The 23497-nt window shown below is 71.8% G+C and carries 20 protein-coding genes and 1 pseudogene; 12 read left to right on the top strand and 9 right to left on the bottom strand.

From position 1 onward, the window contains the following. Positions 1–33: 33 nt before the first annotated feature. A complete protein-coding gene (locus tag JOD64_RS21040) occupies positions 34–1176 on the bottom strand; it encodes a sulfite oxidase (RefSeq protein ID WP_204943775.1) in 1143 nt (380 codons plus the stop codon). 210 nt (positions 1177–1386) lie between these two features. Between JOD64_RS21040 and JOD64_RS21045 the strand changes: the two are divergent. After that, positions 1387–1992, top strand: a pseudogene (locus tag JOD64_RS21045) (murein hydrolase activator EnvC family protein); the annotation flags it as partial. Positions 1993–2023: 31 nt separating this feature from the next. On the opposite strand, the gene JOD64_RS21050 reads toward JOD64_RS21045, so the two are convergent. The 5 genes from JOD64_RS21050 to JOD64_RS21070 form a co-directional block, all read right to left on the bottom strand. Continuing rightward, entirely contained in the window at positions 2024–3205 is a 1182-nt protein-coding gene (locus JOD64_RS21050) for an aminotransferase class V-fold PLP-dependent enzyme (RefSeq protein ID WP_204943776.1), read from the bottom strand. A 92-nt stretch (positions 3206–3297) separates the two neighbouring features. Next, a complete protein-coding gene (locus tag JOD64_RS21055; protein WP_204943777.1) occupies positions 3298–4341 on the bottom strand; it encodes a tyrosine recombinase XerC in 1044 nt (347 codons plus the stop codon). Positions 4342–4726: 385 nt separating this feature from the next. Beyond that, positions 4727–5950: a DNA-processing protein DprA gene (locus JOD64_RS21060; RefSeq protein ID WP_204943778.1), complete on the bottom strand. Its 1224-nt coding sequence runs from the start codon at positions 5948–5950 to the stop codon at positions 4727–4729. Then, on the bottom strand, positions 5947–7467 hold the full coding sequence (locus tag JOD64_RS21065) for a YifB family Mg chelatase-like AAA ATPase (protein ID WP_204943779.1): 1521 nt from the start codon (positions 7465–7467) through the stop codon (positions 5947–5949). The genes JOD64_RS21060 and JOD64_RS21065 overlap by 4 nt, the downstream gene beginning before the upstream one ends. A 31-nt stretch (positions 7468–7498) precedes the next feature. Next, positions 7499–7858, bottom strand: coding sequence for a YraN family protein (locus JOD64_RS21070; RefSeq protein ID WP_204943780.1), 360 nt, complete (start codon positions 7856–7858; stop codon positions 7499–7501). Positions 7859–8056: 198 nt separating this feature from the next. On the opposite strand from JOD64_RS21070, the gene JOD64_RS21075 reads away from it, so the two are divergent. From JOD64_RS21075 to JOD64_RS21110, 8 genes are all read left to right on the top strand, one after another. Further along, entirely contained in the window at positions 8057–9130 is a 1074-nt protein-coding gene (locus JOD64_RS21075) for a hypothetical protein (protein ID WP_307813534.1), read from the top strand. A gap of 381 nt (positions 9131–9511) precedes the next feature. Beyond that, the gene (gene rpsB, locus JOD64_RS21080) at positions 9512–10423 is read left to right on the top strand and encodes a 30S ribosomal protein S2 (RefSeq protein WP_204943782.1); all 912 of its coding nucleotides are present in this window, start codon (positions 9512–9514) and stop codon (positions 10421–10423) included. Positions 10424–10556: 133 nt separating this feature from the next. After that, positions 10557–11384: a translation elongation factor Ts gene (gene tsf, locus JOD64_RS21085; RefSeq protein ID WP_204943783.1), complete on the top strand. Its 828-nt coding sequence runs from the start codon at positions 10557–10559 to the stop codon at positions 11382–11384. A 160-nt stretch (positions 11385–11544) separates the two neighbouring features. Next, a complete protein-coding gene (gene pyrH, locus JOD64_RS21090; protein WP_238433181.1) occupies positions 11545–12312 on the top strand; it encodes a UMP kinase in 768 nt (255 codons plus the stop codon). An 82-nt stretch (positions 12313–12394) separates the two neighbouring features. After that, positions 12395–12952 carry a ribosome recycling factor gene (frr, locus tag JOD64_RS21095; RefSeq protein WP_204943784.1) on the top strand — a complete coding sequence of 186 codons (558 nt, stop codon included), beginning with the start codon at positions 12395–12397 and terminating at the stop codon, positions 12950–12952. Between the two features lie 404 nt (positions 12953–13356). Next, positions 13357–14784, top strand: a complete 1428-nt coding sequence (locus JOD64_RS21100; RefSeq protein WP_204943785.1) for a phosphatidate cytidylyltransferase — start codon at positions 13357–13359, stop codon at positions 14782–14784. Between the two features lie 104 nt (positions 14785–14888). Further along, positions 14889–16046, top strand: coding sequence for a dual-specificity RNA methyltransferase RlmN (rlmN, locus tag JOD64_RS21105; protein ID WP_204943786.1), 1158 nt, complete (start codon positions 14889–14891; stop codon positions 16044–16046). Positions 16047–16077: 31 nt separating this feature from the next. Further along, positions 16078–17280, top strand: coding sequence for a DivIVA domain-containing protein (locus JOD64_RS21110; RefSeq protein ID WP_204943787.1), 1203 nt, complete (start codon positions 16078–16080; stop codon positions 17278–17280). Positions 17281–17364: 84 nt separating this feature from the next. Here JOD64_RS21110 and JOD64_RS21115 read toward each other — a convergent pair whose 3' ends face one another. Then, the gene (locus JOD64_RS21115; protein ID WP_110562385.1) at positions 17365–17586 is read right to left on the bottom strand and encodes a DUF2631 domain-containing protein; all 222 of its coding nucleotides are present in this window, start codon (positions 17584–17586) and stop codon (positions 17365–17367) included. Positions 17587–17783: 197 nt separating this feature from the next. Between JOD64_RS21115 and JOD64_RS21120 the strand changes: the two genes are divergently transcribed. Beyond that, the gene (locus JOD64_RS21120) at positions 17784–19364 is read left to right on the top strand and encodes a Rieske 2Fe-2S domain-containing protein (RefSeq protein WP_204943788.1); all 1581 of its coding nucleotides are present in this window, start codon (positions 17784–17786) and stop codon (positions 19362–19364) included. Between the two features lie 19 nt (positions 19365–19383). Further along, positions 19384–20076: a TMEM175 family protein gene (locus JOD64_RS21125; RefSeq protein WP_204943789.1), complete on the top strand. Its 693-nt coding sequence runs from the start codon at positions 19384–19386 to the stop codon at positions 20074–20076. On the opposite strand, the gene JOD64_RS21130 is transcribed toward JOD64_RS21125, so the two are convergent. Then, on the bottom strand, positions 20065–21660 hold the full coding sequence (locus JOD64_RS21130) for a phytoene desaturase family protein (RefSeq protein ID WP_204943790.1): 1596 nt from the start codon (positions 21658–21660) through the stop codon (positions 20065–20067). The genes JOD64_RS21125 and JOD64_RS21130 overlap by 12 nt on opposite strands. A gap of 33 nt (positions 21661–21693) precedes the next feature. After that, positions 21694–22533 (bottom strand): YhjD/YihY/BrkB family envelope integrity protein, encoded by an 840-nt coding sequence (locus JOD64_RS21135; protein WP_204943791.1) that lies wholly within the window; start codon positions 22531–22533, stop codon positions 21694–21696. 51 nt (positions 22534–22584) lie between these two features. Here JOD64_RS21135 and JOD64_RS21140 point away from each other — a divergent pair, with 51 nt between their 5' ends. Further along, positions 22585–23136 (top strand): GNAT family N-acetyltransferase, encoded by a 552-nt coding sequence (locus JOD64_RS21140; protein ID WP_204943792.1) that lies wholly within the window; start codon positions 22585–22587, stop codon positions 23134–23136. Positions 23137–23497 lie beyond the last annotated feature (361 nt).

Here is a 23497-nt window from a genome sequence, read left to right on the forward strand (position 1 = left end):
GCCCCCCACCCGTGGCGTAGCACCTGCCGCCGGTCACTCGGCCGGCACCACGACCTCGACCCGCTGCACCAGGTTGTTGGCGAAGCCGCCACGGTTCCAGGGTTGCTCGACCGGCTGGGTCCGCCCGGACGCGTCGGTCGCCCGCGCGCCGAGCACGTACCGGCCGGGCGTCGCGACCCACTCGTGTCGCCAGCGCCGCCAGGCGAAATCTCCGCCGTCCGCCTGGTCCAGCTCGGCCGGGGTCCAGCTCTCCCCGCCGTCGGTGGTCACCTCCACGGCGACCACCGGCGCGTGCCCCGACCAGGCCCGACCATCCAGGGTGCACGGCCCGGGCCGCACCACCCGGCGACGGGACATGAAGTCCGGAAAGCCCGGCGGGCGGACCAGCGCCCGCGGCTCGATCCGGGTGACCGGCACGCCCGGGTCGTCGGCGTCACGGCGCACCCGGTAGGCCACCGCGTTCTGGTAGCCCTCGAAGGGCTCGGTCCGGACCTCGATGGAGTGGACCCACTTCACGTGCGCCATGCCGTACCAGCCGGGCACGATCAGCCGCAGTGGCGCACCGTGCTGCGGCAGCAGGGGAGCACCGTTCATCTCGTACGCCAGCAGCACCTCCTCGCGCAGCGCGTCGGCGACCGGCAGCGCCCGCTGGTAGTCCTGCTCGACGCCCCGCTCGACTCCGTGATCGGCGCCGGTGAAGACCACGTCCACCGCGTCCGGCCCGAGGCCCGCCTCCCGCAGCAACGGTGCGAGGGGAGTGCCGGTCCACTCGGCGTTACCGACGGCCTCGACCAGCCAGGGCTGGCTCACCGGCCGGGGGTGCAGCAGGGCCCGACCGTTGCCCGCGCACTCCAGGGTCACCTGGTGGGTGACCCGCGGCCGCTCGCGCAGCTCGGCGAGAGTGACCGTCAGCGGCCGGTCCACCGCGCCGCCGATGGTGAGCGTGTGCGTCGCCGCGTCGAGCTCCGGGATGTCGTAGTGGATCAGCAGGTAGTGCAGCCCGGCGGGGGTGACGTCGTAGCGCAGCGCCTCCAACGGGATGCCGTGGTTGCGGGCGGCGAGCTGCAACTCGTCGGCGCTGATCGCCTCGCCCGGCTCCGCGAGCCGGGACGGCTCGCTCACGTCGGCCACCGTCGGCCCGTTGGGGGGCGACGTCCGGTCGTCGAGAGTGGTCATGCGGGCCTCCCCGGTCCAAACGGCGGCACCCGCCGTACGCGGCCCAGCCTAGGCCCTCGGCATCGGCCCGAACACGGCCCGGGCAGCGTCCCCGGCCCCGGGCATAGCAGATCATCGACGCTTTTGGTGGTCGTCCACAGCACCCCCGGTTGTCCACAGCTGGGTCGGCCGCGCTCGCGGACGACCCGGCCTCGGCACGAGGCTGCCGTCATGAGACCGCCATCCGTCCCGCCTACCGGCCCCATCAGCCACACCGTGCTGCTCTGCGCCGCGTTCCCCCTCGCGCTCACCGTTCTGCTCTGCGGGCTGGCCGTCCTGGTCGCGGCGGTGCCCGGCCGCCCACCGTCGAGGGCCGTGCCAGTGGCGGTCTCGGTGCCGGTGCCGGCCTCGGCGGGCGTCGGGTCGGGGCGGTTCCGCTGGCCGGTCGACGGGCCACCTCGTCCGGTGCGCCGGTTCGACCCGCCGCCCCGGCCGTGGCTGGCTGGGCACCGGGGCGTCGACCTGGCCGCACCGGCCGGAGCGGTGATCCGCAGCGCCGGGTCCGGCACCGTGCTCTTCGCCGGCGTGGTGGCCGGCCGACCCGTGATCACCGTGGGGCACGCAGACGGGCTGCGGACCACCCACGAGCCGGTCCGACCAGCCGTACACGCCGGCCAGCCGGTCACCGCCGGTGCGCCGCTGGGCGAGCTGCTGCCCGGGCATCCGGGCTGCCCGACCGAAGCGTGCCTGCACTGGGGCCTGCGCCGGGGCACGGAATATCTGGACCCCCTGGCCCTGCTCGGCCTCGGCGCCGTGCGACTGCTCCCGGTCGCCGGGGTCAGCGCCAATGGTGTCAGCGTCAGCGGTGTCAGCGTTGAGCGAGCAGCGCCGGCAGCCGCACGGCCAGCCGTTCGTACTCGTCGGCGGTGTTGTAGACCTGACCGGCGAGCCGCAGCCACCCCCGGCCGTTCCAGCTCATCACCGCGACCTCGGCGGCGAGCCGCTCGCCGATTCGCGCCTGCAACGCCCGCGCCGCGTCGATGGTGGCGGCCGTCCCCGCCGGCAGCGGGATGAGGCGCAGCGACACCCCCGGCCCGCCGGGGTCGGGCAGTTGGGCGGGGGGCACCCCCAGAGCGTCCCCCACCACCCGCTGGCCGTACGCGGCGAGCGCGGCGTTGTGCGCCCGCACCCGGTCGACGCCGAGACTGCGCAACGTGAACAGCCCGGCCGGGGCGGCCAGCCAGGACGTGTAGTCGAGAGTCGCCTGCCACTCGATCCGGGCCGGGAAACCCGAATCCTGCTCCCAGGAGACCACCAGCGGCTCGATCCGGTCCCGCCACTGCGGCGCCACCGACAGCAGGGCCGTCCCGCGCGGCGCGTACGCCCACTTGTGCAGATTGCCAGCCCAGAAGTCGGCGCCGATGCTGCTCACCGTGGTGCCCAGCATCCCCGGGGCGTGCGCGGCGTCCACCAGTACCGGCACGCCGTGTTCGCGGGCCACCCCGACGATCGCGGCGGTCGGGAAGAGCTTCGCGGTGGCCGAGGTGAGCTGGTCGACGACGAGCAGCCGGGTCCGTCCGGGGCGCAGGCCGGCGCGAACGGCCTGCACGATCTCCTCGTCGCTGGCGGCCAGTGGAATCGGCAGGACGCGGCTGACCGCTCCCGTGCGACGGCACTCGCGCTGGATGGCCAGGCTCACCGCCCCGTACCCGTGGTCGGTGCTGAGCACCTCGTCACCGGCTTGCAGGCCCAGCGACTGAAGCACCACGGCGACGCCGGTGGTGGTGTTGCCCACCAGGGCACTGCCGTCGGGGTCGGCGCCCAGGAACCCGGCGAGGTGCCGGCGGGTGTGCGCGATCCGGTCGACCAGCCCCTGGGTGAAGAAGCGCAGGGGATTGGCCTCCATCTCGTCGCGCAGCCGCTGCTGGGCCCGCTGCACGCTGATCGGGACCGCGCCGAACGAGCCGTGGTTGAGGTGGCTGACCGCCGGATCGAGGGAGAACAGCAGGCGCGCGCCCGCGATCGGCTCGGGAGGCTGCGGGACGCTCACCTGATGATCGTAACCGCCGGGCGTGCTCGGCCCCGGTGCTTGATCGAGTGAGCGGGTGGGCCCGCCGGTGCCCAGCGCGTTGCCGCCCTCGATCAGGCGCGTGGGTGCGCCTGCCGGTACGCGGCACGCAGCCGCTCGACCGAGACGTGGGTGTAGATCTGCGTACTCGCCAGGGACGAGTGGCCGAGCAGTTCCTGCACGGCGCGCAGGTCGGCGCCACCCTCCAGGAGGTGGGTGGCGGCGGAGTGGCGTAGATCGTGCGGGCTGGTCCGGGGCAGGCCGGCGGTCTCGGCGTACGCACCGACGATCTGACGCGCGGTCGTCGGGTTGAGCCGACCACCCCGGGCACCCAGAAGAAGCGCGTCACCGGAGCGGGCGACCACCATCGCCGGGCGGCCCCGGCGCAGCCAGTCATCCAACGCCCGCTGGGCCGGCACTCCGTACGGCACCGAGCGCTCCCGCCCGCCCTTGCCGAACACCCGGATCACCCGCCGGCCGTGGTCGACATCCCCGACGTCCAACCCACACGCCTCGCTCACCCGTACGCCGGTGGCATAGAGCAGCTCCAGCAGCACCCGGTCCCGCAGCGGCACCGCCTCCACGGTCGCCGTCGGCGCCGCGCCCGGCGTCGGCGCAGCCAGCGAGTCGTTGAGCGCTGAGCCGGTGGGTGGCGAGTCTGCGATTGCTGGGCCCGCGGTTGATGCCCCTCGGCCCGGTGCCTCGACCAGAGCGGCAGCCTGGTCGGCGCGCAGCACGTTGGGCAGCTCCCGGTGCGCGCGAGGGCTGGCCAGGGCGGCGCCCACGTCGGCGGGGACCAACCCGGCCCGGTGCGCCCAGGAGCTGAACGCCCGCGCCGACGCGGCCCGCCGGGCCAACGACGTGCGGGCCGCACCGGTGGTGCGCTGCCGCGCCAGCCAGCTGCGCAGCACCGACAGGTCCACCTCCGCCAGGTCGACGCAGCCCATCCGTACGGCGTGGTCGAGCAGCGAGACGAGATCCGTGACGTACGCGCGGACGGTGTGCGCCGAGCGGTTACGAACCCGGGACAGGTGCTCGGCGAAATCGTCGACCGCGTCGCGCAACGCTGGCGGCAGTGCCTGGTGCATGGCCCGGGTGCCCCGCTCCGGCCGGCTCATCGAGGCCGCACTGGTGGCGTCGGCGCGCTGGCCCGTCGATCGGCCCAGGCACCCCCAATGACAGTTGGCACGGGACCAGCCTACGGCCGATCGTCGTCCGTCACCGGCCACGATGATGCCGGTGTTCGTCGACCCTCGACTAGCGGCGGTTGGCCCTCTTGACCAGGAGCGCGACCAGACCGCCAACGAGTGCGACGGACGCGACGAGACAGAACAGGACGGTGATGTGCCACGGCTTGATAGCAATCATGACCGCGTACGGTACCGGCAGTATCGATGGCGGCGATCCCGACAGTATCGCTGGCTGGGATCCCAAGCAGCTTCCGCAGGTGATCGCGTCCGGACGACCACCCAACGGCCTTCCGCGACGCATCCGCCTGTGGCCCTATGCCGACGAGGGCGTTTCCGTCGCCGCTGTAGCCCGCTTCTCGCGCTTTGGTTTCGCGGGTGGGGGGAGGGCGTAGCCGTCGTCGCGACGGACGACCATGGACAGCTCCTCCAGCAGGGACAGCTTTCGCAACGCCGTCCGCACGTCGACACCGGCGCGGGCGGCGAGCCGGTCCACGCCCATCGCGCCCCGGCGGGGCAGCGCCTCCAGCAGCGACCGCGCGTCGTCGTCGAGCGTGTCGGCGGGCCGCTGCGGACCACGCGCCAGCGGCGCCAGGTCCGTGCCGATCCGGCCCACCTCCTCAAGCACGTGCGCCACCCCGGTGACCAGCCGGGCCTTCGGGAACTCGCGGAGAAACTCGTGCGTGCCGACGGACATCGCCGAGGTCACCGGCCCGGGCACCACCATGGCCACCCGGTTGGCGTAGATGGCCCGCCGAGCGGTCTGCGTCGCACCACTGCGCGCCGACGCCTCCACCACGACGGTGCCCAGGGTGCCTCCGGCGATCACCCGGTTGCGGATCAGGAACCGGGGCCGCAACGGTTCGGCGCCGGGCGGCCACTCGCTGACCAGCAGCCCGGTGTCGGCGATCCGGTCGAAGAGCCCGGCGTTGCCCATCGGGTACGGCCTGTCCAGCCCACAGGCGAGCACCGCGACGGTCAGGCCGCCCGCGTTGAGGGCACCCCGGTGGGCGGCAGCGTCGATGCCGAACGCGCCACCGGACACGACCGTCCAGTCCCGTTCGGCCAGCCCATATCCCAGCTCGGTCGCGACGTGCTGGCCGTAACCGGTGGCCGCCCGCGCTCCGACCACGGCCACCGAGCGCTCCAGGGCCTCGCCCAGCGGCCAGCTCCCGCGTACCCAGAAGCAGAGCGGCGGGGCGGTCTCACCGTCCACCCGACGGCTGACGTCCGGCAGATGCAGCGCGGACAGGCCGGCCACCCGCGCCGGCCACTCCTCGTCGTCCGGTGTGACCAGCCGGGCGCCGAGCCGGTCCGCCCGCTCCAGTGCCTCGGCCGCCACCGCCCGGGCGTCGCCGGCCGCCGACCGGGCGGCCACCGTGGTGTGCAGCCAGCCGTCCGAACTGCCGCCGTCGAGCAGCAGGTCCAGGGTCGCCACCGGGCCGAGCCGTTCGACCAGTCGATGCACCGCGCGGGTGCCCGGCTCGGCCAGCCAGGTCAGTGCGACCCGGGCCAGTCTTTGCTCCTCGTCGGCGCTCACGTCGCCTCCCCCGTCCGTAGTTGAAGCGCTTCCCGGACGTCGTCCAGGTCTGGCCGGTCCCGGCCGTCCAGATCGGCGATGGTCCACGCCATCCGGATCACCCGGTCGAAGCCACGTGCCGACAGCGAGCCGGAGTCGAGCCGGCCACGTAGCTCGGTGGTGACCCGGGCCGGCAGCCGCCACGGCGGTCGGCGCAGGTGTGGGCCTTCCACCTCGGCGTTGAGCCGCCGGCCGAGTCCGGCCCAGCGGCTGGCTGCCGCCTGCCGGGCCGCCGCCACCCGGGCGGCGACGGTCGCCGAGGGCTCGGCTTCGCCGTCGGGTGCCATCAGTTCCGCCGCCCGCACCGGCATCAACCGCACCTGTACGTCGATCCGGTCGAGCAGCGGCCCAGAGAGCCGGCCCAGGTAGCGACGGCGGGCCAGCGGGGTGCACTCGCAGTGCGCGTCCCCGGCCGGCTTCGCGCACGGGCACGGGTTGGCGGCCAGCACCAACTGGGTCCGGGCCGGGTACACGGTGCCCCCGCCGCTGCGACTCAGCTGGATGTGGCCGTGCTCCAGCGGCTGGCGCAGCGCCTCCAACGCGCCCTTGCTGAACTCGGGGGCCTCGTCCAGGAAGAGCACGCCGCGGTGCGCCAACGACACCGCGCCGGGTCGGGCCAGCCCCGAGCCGCCCCCGACCAACGACGGCACGGTCGCGGTGTGGTGCGGTGCCTGGAACGGTGGGCGACGCAGCAACCGGCCGCCCGGCGGCAGCAGCCCGGCGACCGAGTGCAGCGCGGTGACCTCCAGTGCCGAGTCGTCATCCAGCTCGGGCAGGATCGACGGCAGTCGTTCGGCGAGCATCGTCTTGCCGGCCCCCGGCGGACCGAGGAGCGCCACGTGGTGCCCGCCGGCGGCGGCCACCTCCAAGGCGCGCCGGCCCATCTGCTGCCCGGCGACCTCGGCGAGATCCGGCCCGTCCACGGCCGGTGCCGGGGTGGCCGTCGGCGGCTCGATCAGCGGGGTGCCGTCGCGGACGAAGGCGACCAGCCGGTGCAGGGTGTCCACCGCTCGCACCCGTACTCCGGGGATGACCGCGGCCTCGGCGGCGTTGCCCACCGGGACGATCACCTGGTCGACGCCGGCCTGGGCGGCCGCGGCGACCATCGGGAGCACCCCGCGCACCGGCCGGACCGTTCCGTCGAGCCCCAACTCGCCGAGGACCACCACCCCCTCCAGTGGGAGCAGCGGCAGCTCACCCGAGCCGCCCAGCAGAGCTGCGGCGATGGCCAGGTCGAAGGCCGAGCCGAACTTCGGCAGAGTGGCGGGCAGCAGGTTGAGAGTGATTCGCCGGTTGGGCCAGCGCTGACCTGAGTTGACCACCGCCGCCCGGACGCGGTCGCGGGCCTCGTGCAGGGCGGTGTCCGGCAGACCGGAGATCACCACCGCCGGTAGGCCGGCGGCCAGGTCGGCCTCCACCTCGACCAGATGGCCGGTGACCCCGACCAGCCCGACGCAGAGCACCTTCGCGTAGCTCATGGCGCGTCACCGATCCTTCGGGGTGCGCATCTCAGAACGCGCCCTTGAGGTGGTCGACCTGGGCCGGGCCGGCGTCGGGCAACCGCACCGACAACACGTCGAAACGCACCTCGTCAGCGGTCGTGCCGGTCTCGCTCAGCCAACGCGCGGCGAGCCCTCGCAGTCGGCGGGCCTTGGACGGCACGACTGCCTCGGCCGGGGTGCCGAAGTCGTCGCCCCGGCGGGTCTTCACCTCGCAGAAGGCGAGCACGGGCCCGTCCCACGCGATGATGTCGATCTCCCCGGCCGAGCAGCGCCAGTTTCGGGCGATCGGGCGCAGCCCTGCCTCGGTCAGGTGCCGGGCGGCGCACCGCTCGCCGTACGCGCCGACCGCCTGGTTCCGGTTCGTCATGGCCGGCACGGTGCCGGAGCAGGCGGGCGCGCCGCGACCCCGACGGCGGCTGCCTGTGGACAACGGGTGCCTTGTGGACAACCGCACGATCAAGCCCAGCTGTGCTACGGCACCCACGATCACGGTAGATGCGCCGGTTCAGCCCCCGGGCCGGGGTTGAAATGGCGCGGGCGCAGCCGGTCGCATACGGTGCCGGACGTGGACGGACGACGGAGCTTTCCCGAAGAGCAGGAGCCGCGCTGGTATCCCGAGGAGCGGGGCCCCGGCCACGGCGAGTCGGAGTGGCGTGGCGTGGGTGAACAGCGGTACCGGGACACCGAGGTTCCCGAGCAGCGCGGTGCCGAGGACAGTCGCTACGGCGAGGACACCACCGCGGGTCGGCGCCGCGAGCCGGACTCCGGCCGCTCCGTCGCGGTGGACCCGGGTCGTCTTGGCGTGGCGGAGTCGGATTCGGGCCGCTTCGGCGCGGTGACCGCAGATCGTTTCGGAATGGCGGAGCCGGACTCCGCTCGCTTTGGGGCCGTCGACGCCCAATCTGCCCGCTTCGGTGTGCCCGAGGCCGACTCGGGGCGGTTCGGGACGGTCGACCCGTTGGCGGACGCGCGGCCGGAGACCGACGGTTACCGGGCTGCCCGCTCACGGCGGACGGACCGGGACCCCTCGGAGATCTCCGGTGAGCTGCCCGGTCGCAGGGCAGCCCGGGAGTCGGGCGCAGCGGTTTCTCCGCTGACGGTCGGCAGCCGCGAGGCGGCCACCGGTACGGGGACGCCGCCCAGCGACACGTCGACCGGGGTGCTCGCCGATCAGGCTCGTCCCGCCCCGCTCGGCGGGTACCCGATCGTCGAGCCGACCCGGGCTGGCGGCGAGACGCCGCACCCGCTGGAGATGCCGACCGGCCCGATGCCGGGGATCGGCCCCCGCACGGAACTGCCCGCGACGGAGCCGACGGTGTACCCGCCGACGGCCGACGGCGTCTACCGGACCCGGCGGCCCGTGCTGGCCGTACTCTTCGCCCTGCTGGTGTTGATCTTCGAGATTCCCGCGTTGCGCGTGTTGCTGGCCGGGACGACCGGCGATCCGTTGGACGCCGGGAACGTGGTGGTGGGCATCGCCCTGGTCGCCGGGCTGCCGATCTTCGCAACCGGGCTGTACGGGCTACGAACCGGAGGTTTGGCGCTCGCCGACGGTGGCCGGGGCTGGCTGCGCCCACCGACGGCCTACCTGACCGTCGGCCTGGTGCTCTTCGTGGCCGCCGCACTCGCCGCCGGCTGACACCGACCCCCGCGCCCGCCGCGGCGCGGCGCGGCTGATGATTCACGCAACAACCAGGAAATAGTGGCCTCCGGCGACGCGGAGGCCACTATTTCCATGAAGTAGCGCGATCTCCCAATAACCGGCGTGATTGCGCGGGGAGCGGTAGAGCGGCAGCTCGCGCGTACCCCGGGGCGGCGGAACGGGTGAGGGGCGTACACTGGCCAACTGGCGACCGCCTCGTGCGGTCGACCTCGCGCGCCCTCTTCACGAATCGTCGTGGAGCGACGGCCTCCCTGGTCCCGATCTTGATCGGGTCCACCATGGGTCGGCGATCAGGCGCCAGGACGCCCGGCCACCGGCCGGGCGTGACAACCAGGGATCTTGAGGAGTACCCCAACCATGGCCGTCGTGACCATGCGCCAGCTGCTGGAGAGCGGTGTCCACTTCGGGCACCAGACCCGACGCTGGAACCCGAAGATGAAGCGCTTCATCATGACCGAGCGCAACGGCATCTACATCATCGACCTGCGCCAGACCCTCGAGTACATCGAGAAGGCGTACGAGTTCGTGCGTGGGACCGTCGCCGAGGGTGGCAGCATCCTGTTCGTCGGCACCAAGAAGCAGGCCCAGGAAGCGATCGCCGAGCAGGCGACCCGGGTCGGCCAGCCGTACGTCAACCACCGCTGGCTCGGTGGCATGCTGACCAACTTCCAGACGGTGTACAAGCGGCTCCAGCGGATGAAGGAGCTGGAGGGCCTGGGTGACCTCAGCGGCACCGCCGCCGGTTACACCAAGAAGGAGACCCTGCAGCTCTCCCGCGAGAAGATCAAGCTGACCCGCACCCTCGGTGGCCTGCGGGACATGCAGAAGCTTCCCGCCGCGGTCTGGATCGTCGACACCAAGAAGGAGCACATCGCCGTCGACGAGGCCCGCAAGCTGGGCATCCCGGTGATCGCGGTCCTGGACACCAACTGTGACCCGGACGAGGTCGACTTCCCGATCCCGGGCAACGACGACGCGATCCGTTCGGCCGAGCTGCTGACCAAGGTCGTCGCCGCCGCCGTGGCGGATGGTCTGATCGCGCGTTCCGGCCGTCGCCGGGGCAACGACGAGAAGCCCGAGGGTGTCGCGAGCGACGAGCCGCTGACCGAGTGGGAGCGCGAGCTGCTCGAGCCGAAGAAGGCCGACGAGTCGGCCGCCCCGGCCGCCCCGGCCGAGCAGCCCGCCGCTGCCGCCGCCGAGCAGCCCGCCACCCCGGAGCAGCCGGCGCAGGCCGCCACCGAGCAGCCGGCGACCGCCACCGCGGAGTGATCGCACCGTCGCTGCCCGCCGTCCGTTTTCGCGAACGGCGGGCAGCGGCGGTACGCCGGGCACGATCCGCCCGGATCCGGGTAACCGGCACCTCTGACCATCCACACGCCGTCTCAACACCGAAGAGAGAGCCATGTCCCAAATCACCGCCGCGGACGTCAAGAAGCTCCGCGACCTCACCGGCGCCGGCATGATGGACAGCAAGAAGGCGCTGACCGAGGCCGAGGGCGACTTCGACAAGGCCATCGAGATCCTGCGCGTCAAGGGCGCCAAGGACGTCGGCAAGCGGGCCGGCCGTACGGCCGCCAACGGCCTGGTCGCTCACTCCGGCAAGGCGCTGCTCGAGCTCAACTGCGAGACCGACTTCGTCGCGAAGACCGAGTCGTTCATCGCGCTGGGCCAGCAGCTGGTCGAGCACGGCGAGCGCGCCGGCGTGAACACCGCCGAGGAGCTGCTCGCCAGCGAGCTCGACGGCAAGGTCGTCGCGGACCTGATCCAGGAGCAGTCCGCCAAGATCGGCGAGAAGCTGGTCCTCAACCGGTTCGCCCGGGTGGAGGGCACCACCGCCGTCTACCTGCACCGCAAGGCCCAGGACCTGCCCCCGGCCGTTGGTGTGCTGGTGTCGTACACCGGCAAGACCGACGAGGCGGGCGACGCCGACGCCCGTGGTGTGGCCATGCAGATCGCCGCGATGCGGCCGAAGTACCTCACCCGGGACGAGGTTCCGGCTGAGGTCGTCGAGTCCGAGCGGCGCATCGCCGAGCAGACCGCCCGCGAGGAGAACAAGCCCGAGGCTGCCCTGCCGAAGATCATCGAGGGTCGGGTGAACTCCTTCTTCAAGGACTACGTCCTGATCGAGCAGGCGTCCGTGGCCGACAACAAGAAGTCCGTGAAGCAGGCGCTGGCCGAGGCTGGCATCGAGGTCACCGGCTTCGTGCGGTTCGAGGTCGGCCAGGCCTGAGCCGCCACCGGGCGCCGCGAGCGCCCGTGGGCAGAGACGTCAACGAGGAGGCCGCCGGTGTACGTGACAGGCACCGCGGCCTCCTCGTCACATAGGGTCGGCAGCGGCAGGTTCGCGGTACGCGCCGCACGGGGCGTGCGCGTGGGGAAGGGCGGGGCGGATGACGCAGGTTGTGAGTGACCGAACGCTGGCGATGGACGATCCGACGGCACCGCCGCCGGGGCGTGCCCGCCGGGTGGTGCTGAAGCTCTCCGGTGAGGTGTTCGGCGGCGGCGCGATCGGCGTCGACCCGGACGTCGTCCAGGCGATCGCCCGGCAGATCGCCACCGTGGTCCGCCGCGGAGTGCAGGTCTCCGTGGTGGTCGGGGGCGGCAACTTCTTCCGTGGCGCGGAGCTGCAGAAGCGCGGGATGGACCGGGCGCGCGCCGACTACATGGGCATGCTCGGCACCGTGATGAACTGCCTCGCGCTGCAGGACTTCCTGGAGAAGGAAGGCATCGAGACGCGGGTGCAGAGCGCCATCACGATGGCCCAGGTCGCCGAGCCGTACATTCCGCTGCGGGCGATCCGGCACCTGGAGAAGGGCCGTGTGGTCATCTTCGGAGCGGGCGCGGGGATGCCGTACTTCTCCACCGACACGGTGGCCGCCCAACGGGCTCTGGAGATCCGGGCCGACGTGGTGCTGATGAGCAAGAACGGCGTGGACGGCGTCTACACCGCCGACCCCCGGATCGACCCCACTGCCAGCAAGCTCGACTCGATCACCTTCTCCGAGGCGCTGCGCCGCAACCTGCGGGTGGCGGACGCCGCGGCGTTCAGCCTCTGCATGGAGAACGGCCTGCCGATGCTGGTCTTTGGTGCGCAGGGTGACGACACCATCATCCGCGCGGTGGGTGGCGACAAGATCGGCACCCTGATCACCGCCTGAGTCTCGCCAATGGCGACGGCAACGGTGGTCTGACGACTTTCAGCAGGGCCCACGACGAGCACAGAAGGAGGCGAGGAGACCGGTGATCGACGACACCCTCCTCGAGGCCGAGGAAAAGATGGAGCGTGCGGTTGAGCACGCCAAGGAGGAGTTCGGCGCCATCCGCACCGGTCGCGCCAACGCCGCCATGTTCTCCAAGGTCATCATCGACTACTACGGCACGCCCACGCCGCTGACCCAGATGGCGTCCATCGCGGTTCCCGAGCCGCGGATGGCCATCATCAAGCCGTACGACAACTCGCAGATCAATGCGATGGAGAAGGCGATTCGCGACTCGGACCTCGGGGTGAACCCGAACAACGAGGGCAACCAGCTGCGCATCCTGCTCCCGCAGATGACCGAGGAGCGCCGCCGCGACATGATCAAGGTGGCCCGGCACAAGGGTGAGGAAGCCAAGGTGGCGATCCGCAACGTCCGCCGCCGTGGCAAGGAAGAGCTGGACCGGATCGTCAAGGACGGCGAGGCTGGCGAGGACGACGGTCGCCGCGCCGAGAAGGAACTCGACGACCTGACCCAGCGGTACGTGGCCAACATCGACGACCTGGTCAAGCACAAGGAAACCGAGTTGCTCGAGGTGTGATCGCCGCCCGCCGCGCGGGTGAGTGCTCCGAGGCCCGTCCCTCAGCTGGGGGTCGGGCCTCGTGCCGTACCTGAGCAGGGAGAACGGCTCACGGGGGTAGGCAGGCCGTCCTGTGTCGGGGACGCTGAACCGAGGTGTCGTAACCGGATGGTCCGCATTGCGGCCGACGGGTTGGCCACCGAGGCGACGTCCCTCGTCATGGTCGGGCTACGGCCGTCGCCGTGCCTCGTCCGCCATGCCGGTGCGGCGGGTGCAGTAGGCTCTGCAGGATTCCCGGCCACCGGGCGGTGAACACCGGGAATCGACCGACCGTCGGGGCGGTCAATCGGAGGAACATCGCGCGTGTAGGGGATGCTTGTGGTCTTGCGTCATGTGGTGGTTCTCGTGCCGCGTCGCGGTGCGTGATGTCCCACCCCGACCCCTACGACACCGAGCCCCGAGGCTGGGACCGCCCGGAGCACCCAGTGGCGCTGCCCTGGCCCGACCGGGACCTGGACGCCGGCCAGTGGAACGGCCGTCCAGCCGCCGGCCCTGAGTTGTACGCCGACCCGCACACCCGGCCGCATGCCGACCCGCACCCGACGGACCCGTACGACGAGCGTGGCCGGGCTGTCCGTCCGGACGACCGGGACCGCTTCGACGACCGCGACCGGCACGATCATTTCGGCGACCGGTACGAGGACGACCGGAACCAGCCCGACCGGTACGACGATCGGGGTCGCGCAGGCCGCTACCTCGACCGTTCGCCCGCTGCCGCCGACGGGCCGACCCGTTTCGACGGCCCGGACCGGGGGCGCTTCGACGAGCCGACCCGGTTCGACGGCCAGGAGCAGCCCGAGCAGGGCTTTCCGGCCCGTCTCGACGACCCGGGGTATCCGACCGAGCAGCTCGCGCCCGTCCGGGCCGACATAGCGCCGGACGTGGCGTCGGACGAGACCCCCGCGCCGACCGGTCGACGGCCGAAGGGCCGACGCCGGGCCAGCGCCGACCGGCCCGCTACCCAGCAGTTGGGCAACGGACGGGCCGGCCGCAATCTCCCGGCGGCGATCGGCGTGGGGCTCGGCCTCGGCGCGCTGATCGTGGTGCCGCTGGTGTTCTTCCCGTTGGCGTTCCTGCCGGTGATCGCCGCCGCCATCGCCATCGGCATCTGGGAGATGGCCCGGGCGGTCCGGCGCAGTGGCGCCCACCCGCCCCTCGTACCGCTGCTCGCCGGTGGCGTGCTGACCGTGGGTCTGGCCTGGTTCGCCGGCCCGGACGCGCTCAGCCTGGGGCTGCTGGTCACCGTGCTGGGCACCATGATCTGGAGGCTGGGCGACGGTCCGGCCGGTTTCCAGCGGGACATCACCGCCGCCACCCTGATCACCGTCTACGTGCCGTTCCTCGGCGGCTTCGCCGCGCTGCTGGCGGCGGCCCCCGACGACGGCCCGCGGCGCATCCTGGCCACGCTGATCGCGGTGGTCCTCTCCGACACCGGCGGGTACGCGGCCGGTATCTCCTTCGGTCGACACCCGATGGCGCCGTCGATCAGCCCGAAGAAGTCCTGGGAGGGTTTCGCCGGTTCGGTGACCGCCGCGGCCCTGGGCAGCGCGCTGCTGCTGTGGTTGATGTTCGAGGTGGCCCCCTGGTGGGGTGCGGTGTTCGGGGTGGCTGTCTCCTGCGCGGCGGTCCTCGGCGACCTGGCCGAGTCGATGATCAAACGGGATCTCGGTATCAAGGACATGAGCAACCTGCTGCCCGGCCACGGCGGTCTGATGGACCGACTGGACTCGATCCTGTTCGCGGTGCCGACCGCCTACCTGCTGCTGGCGATCTTCGTGCCGATGGTGAGCTGAGGCATGAATCACGGCGTCCCGGTCATCCGGCTCCAACGGTCAGGGCCCGTTCGACACCTCCGGATCGGCAGTTGCCGCCGGGGGCGTGACACACTGGACCAGCCATGACAAGCCTGCCGTTGATCCCCGCCCTGTCGGACGCCCCCGCCGCGCGCCGGGCCTCCATGCCGCCGAAGCACCTCGCCGACCTGGACCTGGCCGGCCGCCAAGCGCTGGTCACCGAGTTGGGTGAGCCCGCCTTCCGCGCCAAGCAGGTCTCGAACCACTATTTCGGGCGGCTGGTCCGCGACCCGCAGGCCATGACCGACCTGCCCGCCGCGACCCGGGAGCGGCTGTCCGAGCAGCTGCTGCCCCGACTGCTCACCCCGGTGCGCGAGCTGGCGTGTGACGACGGCGCGACCCGCAAGGCACTGTGGCGGCTGCACGACGGTGCGCTGGTGGAGAGCGTGCTGATGGGCTACCCGGACCGGGTGACCGTCTGCATCTCCAGCCAGGCGGGCTGCGGCATGGCCTGCCCGTTCTGCGCGACCGGCCAGGCCGGGCTGACCCGCAACCTGTCCACCGCCGAGATCGTCGACCAGGCGGTCTATCTGGCCGGCGTGGCGGCCTCCGGCGCCGTCGCCGGCTCTCCGCCGCGGCTGTCACACGTCGTGTTCATGGGCATGGGCGAGCCACTGGCCAACTACTCCCGGGTCATCGCGGCCATCCGCCGCCTGGTCAGCCCCGCTCCGGAAGGGCTCGGCCTGTCCCAGCGCCACATCACCGTTTCCACGGTCGGCCTGGTTCCGGCCATCCGCCGACTGGCCAGCGAAGACCTCTCAGTGACCCTTGCGCTGTCGTTGCACGCCCCCGATGATGATCTGCGCGACGAACTCGTGCCGGTAAACCAGCGCTGGAAGGTTGCTGAGGTGCTGGACGCAGCGTGGGACTACGCCGCCCGGACGGGCCGTCGCGTGTCGATCGAGTACGCGATGATCAAGGACGTGAACGACCAGCCGTGGCGAGCCGACCTGCTCGGCCGGCTGCTGGCCGGCAAATTGGCCCACGTGAACCTCATTCCGCTCAATCCGACGCCGGGCAGCCGCTGGGACGCGAGCCCGAAGCCGGTCGAGCGGGAGTTCGTCCGGCGGTTGCGCGACGCCGGGGTGTCCACCACCGTACGGGACACCCGAGGTCGCGAGATCGACGGCGCGTGTGGTCAGCTCGCCGCCGCCGAGGACACCGACACCAACACCGACCGCGCCGGAGAGGCACCGGCGTGACCGGGCGTGGCGAACGAGACCAGGAGACATAGTGGCGAGTCAGGGTCAGCGTTTCCGGCGCAAGGCGCTCCGCCGGGGATACAAGGTCGACGAGGTGGATGCCTTCCTCGACCGGGTCGAGGCGACGCTCGACGGCCGACAGGTCGGCGCTCCGGTGGCCTCGCAGGAGGTCCACGACGTCGTCTTCCGGGTCCGCTTCAACGGCTACGACGAGTGGCAGGTCGACCTTCACCTGGACCGGGTCGAGCGGCAGTTGGCCGAGCTTGAGGAGCGCACCAGCGCCGGGCGCGGTGGCGACCCCCGGATGGGTGACCGGATGAGCCCACCGGACCGCATGGGGCCGCCGATGCGCGATGACCGGGGCATGATGCCGCAGCCGATGCCGCCCCGGCCGATGCCCGCGCAGGCCGGTCCGCCCGCCGACCGCTACGGCCGCTACGACGAGCCGACCGGTGCCTTCGCCGGCGGGTACGACGCCCCCCGCGGCGGTTACGACGCGCCGCGAGGCCCGGCCGGCCCCGGCCCGATGGGCCCCGGCGGTCCGATGGGCCCGGGCCCGATGGGTGGCCACGGCGCTCCGCCGCGCGGCCTGCCCGCCGGTCCCACCGGTTACGGCCCGGACGACCAGCGTGCTCCCGGTGGGTATGGCCCGGACGACCACCGCGCTCCCGGTGGGTACGGCCCGGACGACCAGCGTGCTCCCGGTGGGTACGGCCCGGACGACCAGCGTGCTCCCGGCGGCTACCCGCCGGAGGAGCCGCGCTTCGACGGCTTCGAGGCCGGGCGGCACGGTCGCACCGACATGACCGCCGAGATCCGGATGCCGGAGCGCGACCTACGTGACATGCGCCGGGGCCCCGCCGGTCCGCCTCCGATGCCGCAGCAGGGCATCGGTGGCCCGCCGATGGCCGGTCCGCCCGCCGTTGCCGGCCCGCCCATGGGTGGCCCGCCGATGGGTGGCCCCCCGATGGCTGGTCCGCCCGGCAGCGACCTCTACCGGGTCGACCAGATCCGCCGCAGCTTCCAGGTCCGCCGGTTCGGCAGCGGGTACGACCCCGACCAGGTGGACCGGTTCTTCGACACCCTGCTCGGTGGCATGCAGCGCCGCAACCCGATGCCGGTCGACCCGAAGGACCTGGACACGCTCCGGTTCGGCCTGGTGCCCGGTGGTTACTTCGAGGCCGAGGTCGACGCCGCGCTCAAGGACGTGCAGGACATCCTCTTCGGGCGCTGACCCCGACGCGTACGGACGAGGGCCCGTCCCCGGGTGGGGCGGGCCCTCGGCGTACGGTGGCCGGTCGTCCGGCGGCCGGCTGGGTCAGGAGCGCAGACCGTTGCGCCGCAGCACGGCGTCGCCGATCACGATGATCAGCAGCAGCGCGGCCAGGCCGATCAGCCAGATGTCCTCGACCTTGCCCTCGTGGTTGCCGCAGATCATCGCCAGCAGCGCCAGCGCGGACAGCACCGCGCCGATTCGCCCGAGCTTCCGTTGCCCGGGCTTGTGCTGGTCTGGCGACGTTACCGGCTCGCTTCCTGCCACTGTCGGTCCTTCCCTCGCGATCGGATCTTTGGTTAGTCTGGCACGCCTCGTACGCGGTGCGGTGCGGTGGGGGTTTCCCGGCCGTCGGCCGTGCCGACCTGGGCCGAACGACACTACCGGCGTCGCAGGGCGGCAGTCAGACTCACTCCGGTAGCGTTTGGCGTACACCTGATTGTCTGTTTGAGGGGGACTGTGCGGTGCGAGTGACCGGAACCGGGCACGCCAGCATGCGGATCGACACGGCCGCGGGCAGCATCCTGTGCGACCCGTGGGTCAATCCGGCCTACTTCGCTTCATGGTTTCCGTTCCCGGACAATTCCCTGCTCGACTGGGAGAGCCTGGGCCAGGTCGACTACCTGTACGTCTCCCACCTGCACCGGGACCACTTCGACGCGAAGCACCTGCGGGACTTCGTCTCCAAGGACGCCACGGTCCTGCTCCCCGAGTTCCCCACCTCGGAGATGGAGGACGAGTTTCGGGCGCTGGGTTTCACCAAGTTCCTGAAGGCCCCCAACGAGCAGGTGGTGGAGCTGCCGGGCGGCCTGAAGATCATGATTCAGGCGCTGACCAGCCCGACCGACGGGCCGATCGGTGACTCCTCGCTCTGGGTCGAGTACGACGGGGTGCGGTTGCTCAACCAGAACGACGCCCGCCCGACCGACCTGGGTGTCTTCGCCGAGCTGGGGCACGTGCACGCGCACCTGCTCCAGTTCTCCGGCGCGATTTGGTACCCGATGGTCTACGAGCTGCCGCAGGCGGCGAAGACGGCGTTCGGCAAGCAGAAGCGCGACCGGCAGTTCGACCGGACGTGGCGCTACATCGACGACCTGAAGGCCGACCACGTCTTCCCGATCGCCGGCCCGCCGTGCTTCCTCGACGACGCGCTGTGGCAGTTCAACGACATCCACGGCGACGAGGGCAACATCTTCCCCGACCAGTCCGTCTTCCTGTCGGAGTACGCCAAGGTCGGCGGCACCAACGGCATCGTGCTGCTGCCGGGCAGCGTCACCGAGGTCACCACCGAGGGCGCGACCACCACCCACCCGGTACCGGTCGACGAGTTCTTCGCGAACAAGGTCGCTCACCTGGAGGAGATGCGGGAGCGCAAGCGCCCCGTCATCGAGGCGGAGAAGGCGTCCTGGCGGCACCCCGAGGTGGACGTGCTCGCCCGGATGAAGCACCGGATCGAGCCGCTGCTCGAAGAGTCGATCTACCTCGCCAAGGGTGTGGGCGGCCCGGTCCGCTTCGACCTGGTGGGCTACGACGGCGAGAGCGTCGAGTCGATCGTGGTGGACTTCCCCGGCAAGGAGGTTCGGCCGTACGCCGACGAGAAGGTGCGCTACCGGTTCCGGACGGAGCGGGCGCTGATCGAGCACCTGCTCTTCATCGACGAGGTGGACTGGGTCAACTCGCTCTTCCTGTCCTGCCGGTTCTCGGCGGCCCGGATCGGCCAGTACAACGAGTTCGTCTACGCGTTCTTCAAGTGCCTCTCGGAGGAGCGCCTCCAGTACGCCGAGGGCTGGTACGACGAGCACGAGCGCAGCACCGACGCCGAGGACATCACCCTGGGCGACTGGGTGGTGCAGCGGCGCTGCCCGCACCTGAAGGCGGACCTGACCCGGTTCGGCATCGTCGAGGGTGACCAGCTCACCTGCCAGTTGCACGGTTGGCGCTTCGACCTGCCCAGCGGCCGTTGCCTGACCAGCGTCGGCCACAAGGTCCGCGCCCACCGGGTGGACGCGGAGGCTCCCGCCCCCGCCGGCGAAGCCGTGATCTGACGAGTCGGCCGGCGCGGGCGTGGCGGGGGCGGGGGACAACCGGTACCGATACGGACGCGGCCGGGAGAAGGCGCGGGACGCCGCCCGGGTGGAGACGTTCAGCGACGGGGTCTTCGGCGTCGTGTTGACGGTGATGGCCGTCGAGCTGTTGCAGAGCGGCCCGGCGCGGGAGAGCGGGCGGGAGCTTCCGGACGCCCTGGCCCATGCCTGGCCGTCCTACCTGGCGTTCATCATCACCTTCGCGATCGCCGGGCAGGTCTGGCTCGCCCATCACAACCTGTGGCGGTACGTGGTCCGGGTCGACCAGATGCTGCTGGTCTTCAACCTGTTCGTGTTGCTCTTCATCGCCACGATCCCGTTCACCGCCGACCTGCTGTCGGACAACCTGCGCGGTAGTCCGACCGAGCAGCGGCTGACGGCCGCCCTCTACGTCGGCACGGTGCTCGGTGAGGCGGTCTTCGTCAATCTGACCTGGTGGTGGGCGCGCCGGCGGGGACTGCTCCACCCCGGCCTGGATCCTCGGCTGGTCCGGGCGATCGCACGACGGATACTGCTCAAGCCGCTGTTCTACCTGGTCGCCTTCGCCGTGGTCTTCGTCGACCCCATCCTCAGTCTGTGCGCGTACCTCCTGCTGGTCGGCTTCTACCTGATCGGGGGCCCGGGCGACCTCAGACCGTCCGCGAGCGCGACCGAGGACGGGTCAGCGGCCTAGTTCGGTGAGGATCCGGCGGGCGGCGTTGTGGCCCGCCGCGCCGATCACGCTGCCGGCCGGGTGGCAGCCGGCGCTGCCGGCGTACACGCCGTCGATTCCGGTGGAGTAGGGCATCCGATCGGTGAACGAGACCGTGTTGTCGACGTGGTGGATGTGCCCACCGGTGATGCCGAAGTGCTCCTCGATGCCGGGCGGGGGCAGCGGCACCGCATCGGCGATGAGGTCGCCGGTGCCGGGGGCGTACCGCTCGACGATCTCGATGAGCCGAGCGACGTAGCCGGGCAGCGCCGCGTCCCAGGTGGTGCCCGCCAGTTCGTAGGGGACCGACTGGACGAACAGCGCGGACGAGTGGTGCCCGGCCACGTCGGAGAGCGACGGGTCGACGGTGGTGTGCAGGTACCACTCGATGGTCGGCTCCGCCGGCAGCCGCCCGGCCTGCACGTCCGCCCACATGGCGCGCAGCGCGGTCATCGGCGAGGTGGCGTCCCCACCGACGAGCGACGCGGAGCCGGGCAGCAGGTGGATGGTCGAGCCGAACGGGCTCGGCGTACCGGACGGCAGGCAGGCGAACTGTGGCAGCCCGGTGAGCGCCAGGTTGAGTTTGAGGGTGGTGCCGGGGCGGCGGACCGCGGCCATCCGTTCGCCGAGCGGCGCCGGGAGCGCGCCGTCGGGCAACAGGTCGATCAGCCGGTACGGGTCGCAGGCGCCGAGCACCACCCGGGCGGCGACCTGTCGGCCGTCGGCCAGCACCACGCCGCTGGCCGCGCCGCCGTCCAGGGTCACCGCACTCACCGGCGTACCGGTGCGGATGGTCGCCCCGGCGGCACGGGCGGCCTCGGCGAACGTCCGCGAGACCGTGCCCATCCCACCCTTGGCGATCATCCAGGTGCCGCCGGAGCCGGGCAGTCTGGCCATGTTGTGAACCAGGAAGTTGTGGCCGGTGCCGGGGTCGTCCGGGCCGGCGTTGAGCCCGGACAGGCCGTCGGTGACCGCGTACATGCTGACCAGCAGTTCGGAGCGGAACTCGAACCGGGCCAGGTAGTCGGCGACCGAGCCCTGGACGAGGTCGACGAAGACCTGCCGTAGCGCCGGGCGGATGTGCCGCTCGGCGGTCTCCTGGACACTCAGCGGCTCCGCCAACCAAGCTGGGGCGAGGTCTTCCCGCAGCGCGGCCAGTTCGGCCTGCATGGCGTCGTCGGCGGCCACGTCGGCGGGGGAGAAGAAATCGGTGAGCTGCGCCCGGGTGGCGGCGGTGTCACTGCCGAAGAGCAGGTACGGCGAGCCGAGGCCGCCCGGGGTGGGGAGGAAGTAGTGCGGGTCGCGGCGTAGCACCGGGATCCGTACGTCGAGGGTGGCGAGCAGCTCCGGCGGCATCAGCCCGAGCAGGTACGAGCCGGTGGAGTGACGCAGGCCCGGCACTTTAGGGAACGGGTTCTCGGTGCGGGTGGCGCCGCCGATCACGTCGGCGGCCTCCAACACGAGGACGTCCAGACCGGCGCGGGCCAGCAGGACGGCGGAGACCAGACCGTTGTGCCCGGCCCCGATGATCACGACGTCGGCGCGGGCCGGAATCTCACTGCTCATGCCGCGGCAGCCTAGTCCGCCCCACCGGCCCGGTCAGCCCTTCCGCGGTCCGTGGTGTGCTCGCCAGCGGGAGAGGGCCAGCGTGGCGGAGTAGCCGGCCAGGACGATCACGTGGAACAGGTAGAGCCAGAGGAGCACGGCCACGCCCGCGCCGATCTCGTCGAAGCCACCGAACGGCACGCCCAGGTCCAGGGGGAGTGCGGCGAAGAGCACGAAGCCGTGCATGAAGCCGGACAGGTTCGCCGCGGTGAACGACCCCAGCGCGAGCGTGGAGAGCCAGTCCGGCGAGGCTGGCCCGACCACCCGGAACACCCAGACCAGCACCGGCGTGAGCACCAGCCAGACCGCCAGGAACGACAGCACCACGCCCAGCATGCCGAGCCAGCCGCCCTGGCGTACGAGACGGGTGGTGAGCGGCAGCGCCAGCAGGATCGACAGCAACAGCGCGGGGGCCGGGGCGAGCAGCGGCAGCAGCAGCAACCGGCCCCGCCAGCCGACCAGGTTCTCGTCGGAGCGGGGCGCGGCAACCGAGACGAATGCCCGGCGCAACCCTTCGCCGTAGAGCGACGCGGGCAGCAGGGAGGCCAGCGCCAGCACCGGGGTCAACTCCACCCCGGCGTTGACCAGCGCATCCACCGCCCGGGGTGCGCCGATCGCGGTGGGCAGGGCTTCCACCGCGTACGAGGTGAGCCGGCGGACCCGGTCTGCTCCGGCCACCACCGAGGTGAGCCAGATCGCCAGCAGCGCGACCGGTACGACAGCGATCGCGCCATAGAAGGTGATCGCGGCGGCGTGCAGTGACAGGTCGCGTCCGCGCACGGGACGGAACGCGGCACTGGTGATCCGCTTCGCCCGCTGCCAACCGCCGCCCACCGTGATCTCTTTCCCTGTCGCCGGGGTCGTCACTCCTTAAGATCGCCTGTCATGACTGTTCTCACCACCGAACGTCTGATCCTGCGCGATTGGACCGACGACCCGGCCGACCTGGCCCGGATCTACGACATCTACTCCCGCCCCGACATCACCCGCTGGCTGGCCGTGTCGCCGGGCCTGCCGATGACCGACCCGGTCCAGGCCGTCGAGCGGTTGCAGTTCTGGCGAGACCGGCACGCCGCCGACGGCGGCCGGTACGGCACCTGGGCGATCGAGGTACGCGAGACCAGCGTGGTGGCGGGCACGGCGTTGCTCAAGCCGCTGCCCGGAACGCCGGAGACGCAGCTCACCGAAAACATTGAGACGGGCTGGCACCTGCACCCGGATTCGTGGGGTCACGGTTACGCCACCGAGGCGGCCCGTGCGCTCGTCGCGCGGGAGTTCACCGCCGGCACCCCGGAGATCTACGCGCTCGTGTCGCCGGGCAACGAGCCGTCGATGGCGGTCTGCCGACGACTCGGCATGGCCCACGTGGGCCGGCGTACCGACTGGTACGGCGGCGAGGAGTTGGAGACCTTCGTCCTGGCGGCGCCGACCAACTGACCCGTTCGGCGGCTCCGTGTGAGCCGCCCTGCGCCCCGATGAGCCGTATACCTCAGGGTCAATAAATATGACTCTGAGGTATACGGCTCAGAGCAGCGGCTGGCTCTCGCCGCGAGCACATGACGACGGGCCCCTGCCGGACATCCCCGACGCAGGCATGGCCATCAATAGTTAAGTCGGTCGAAGTGTTGACGCTCCCGTAGCACGTCAGTAACCTTTGGTCAAAGTCACGCAAGATTTCGACAAAGACGTGCAGGTTTCGTGCACGTGTTCGGAAGATTCAGCGGGCTCCCTCCTGGTCCAGCCGCCTGCGGCAGCCGTCCCCCCAACGACAGGACTGTGATGAGACGAAGGAATCTGT

It is taken from the genome of Micromonospora luteifusca, assembly GCF_016907275.1.
Classification (GTDB): Bacteria; Actinomycetota; Actinomycetes; order Mycobacteriales; family Micromonosporaceae; genus Micromonospora; species Micromonospora luteifusca.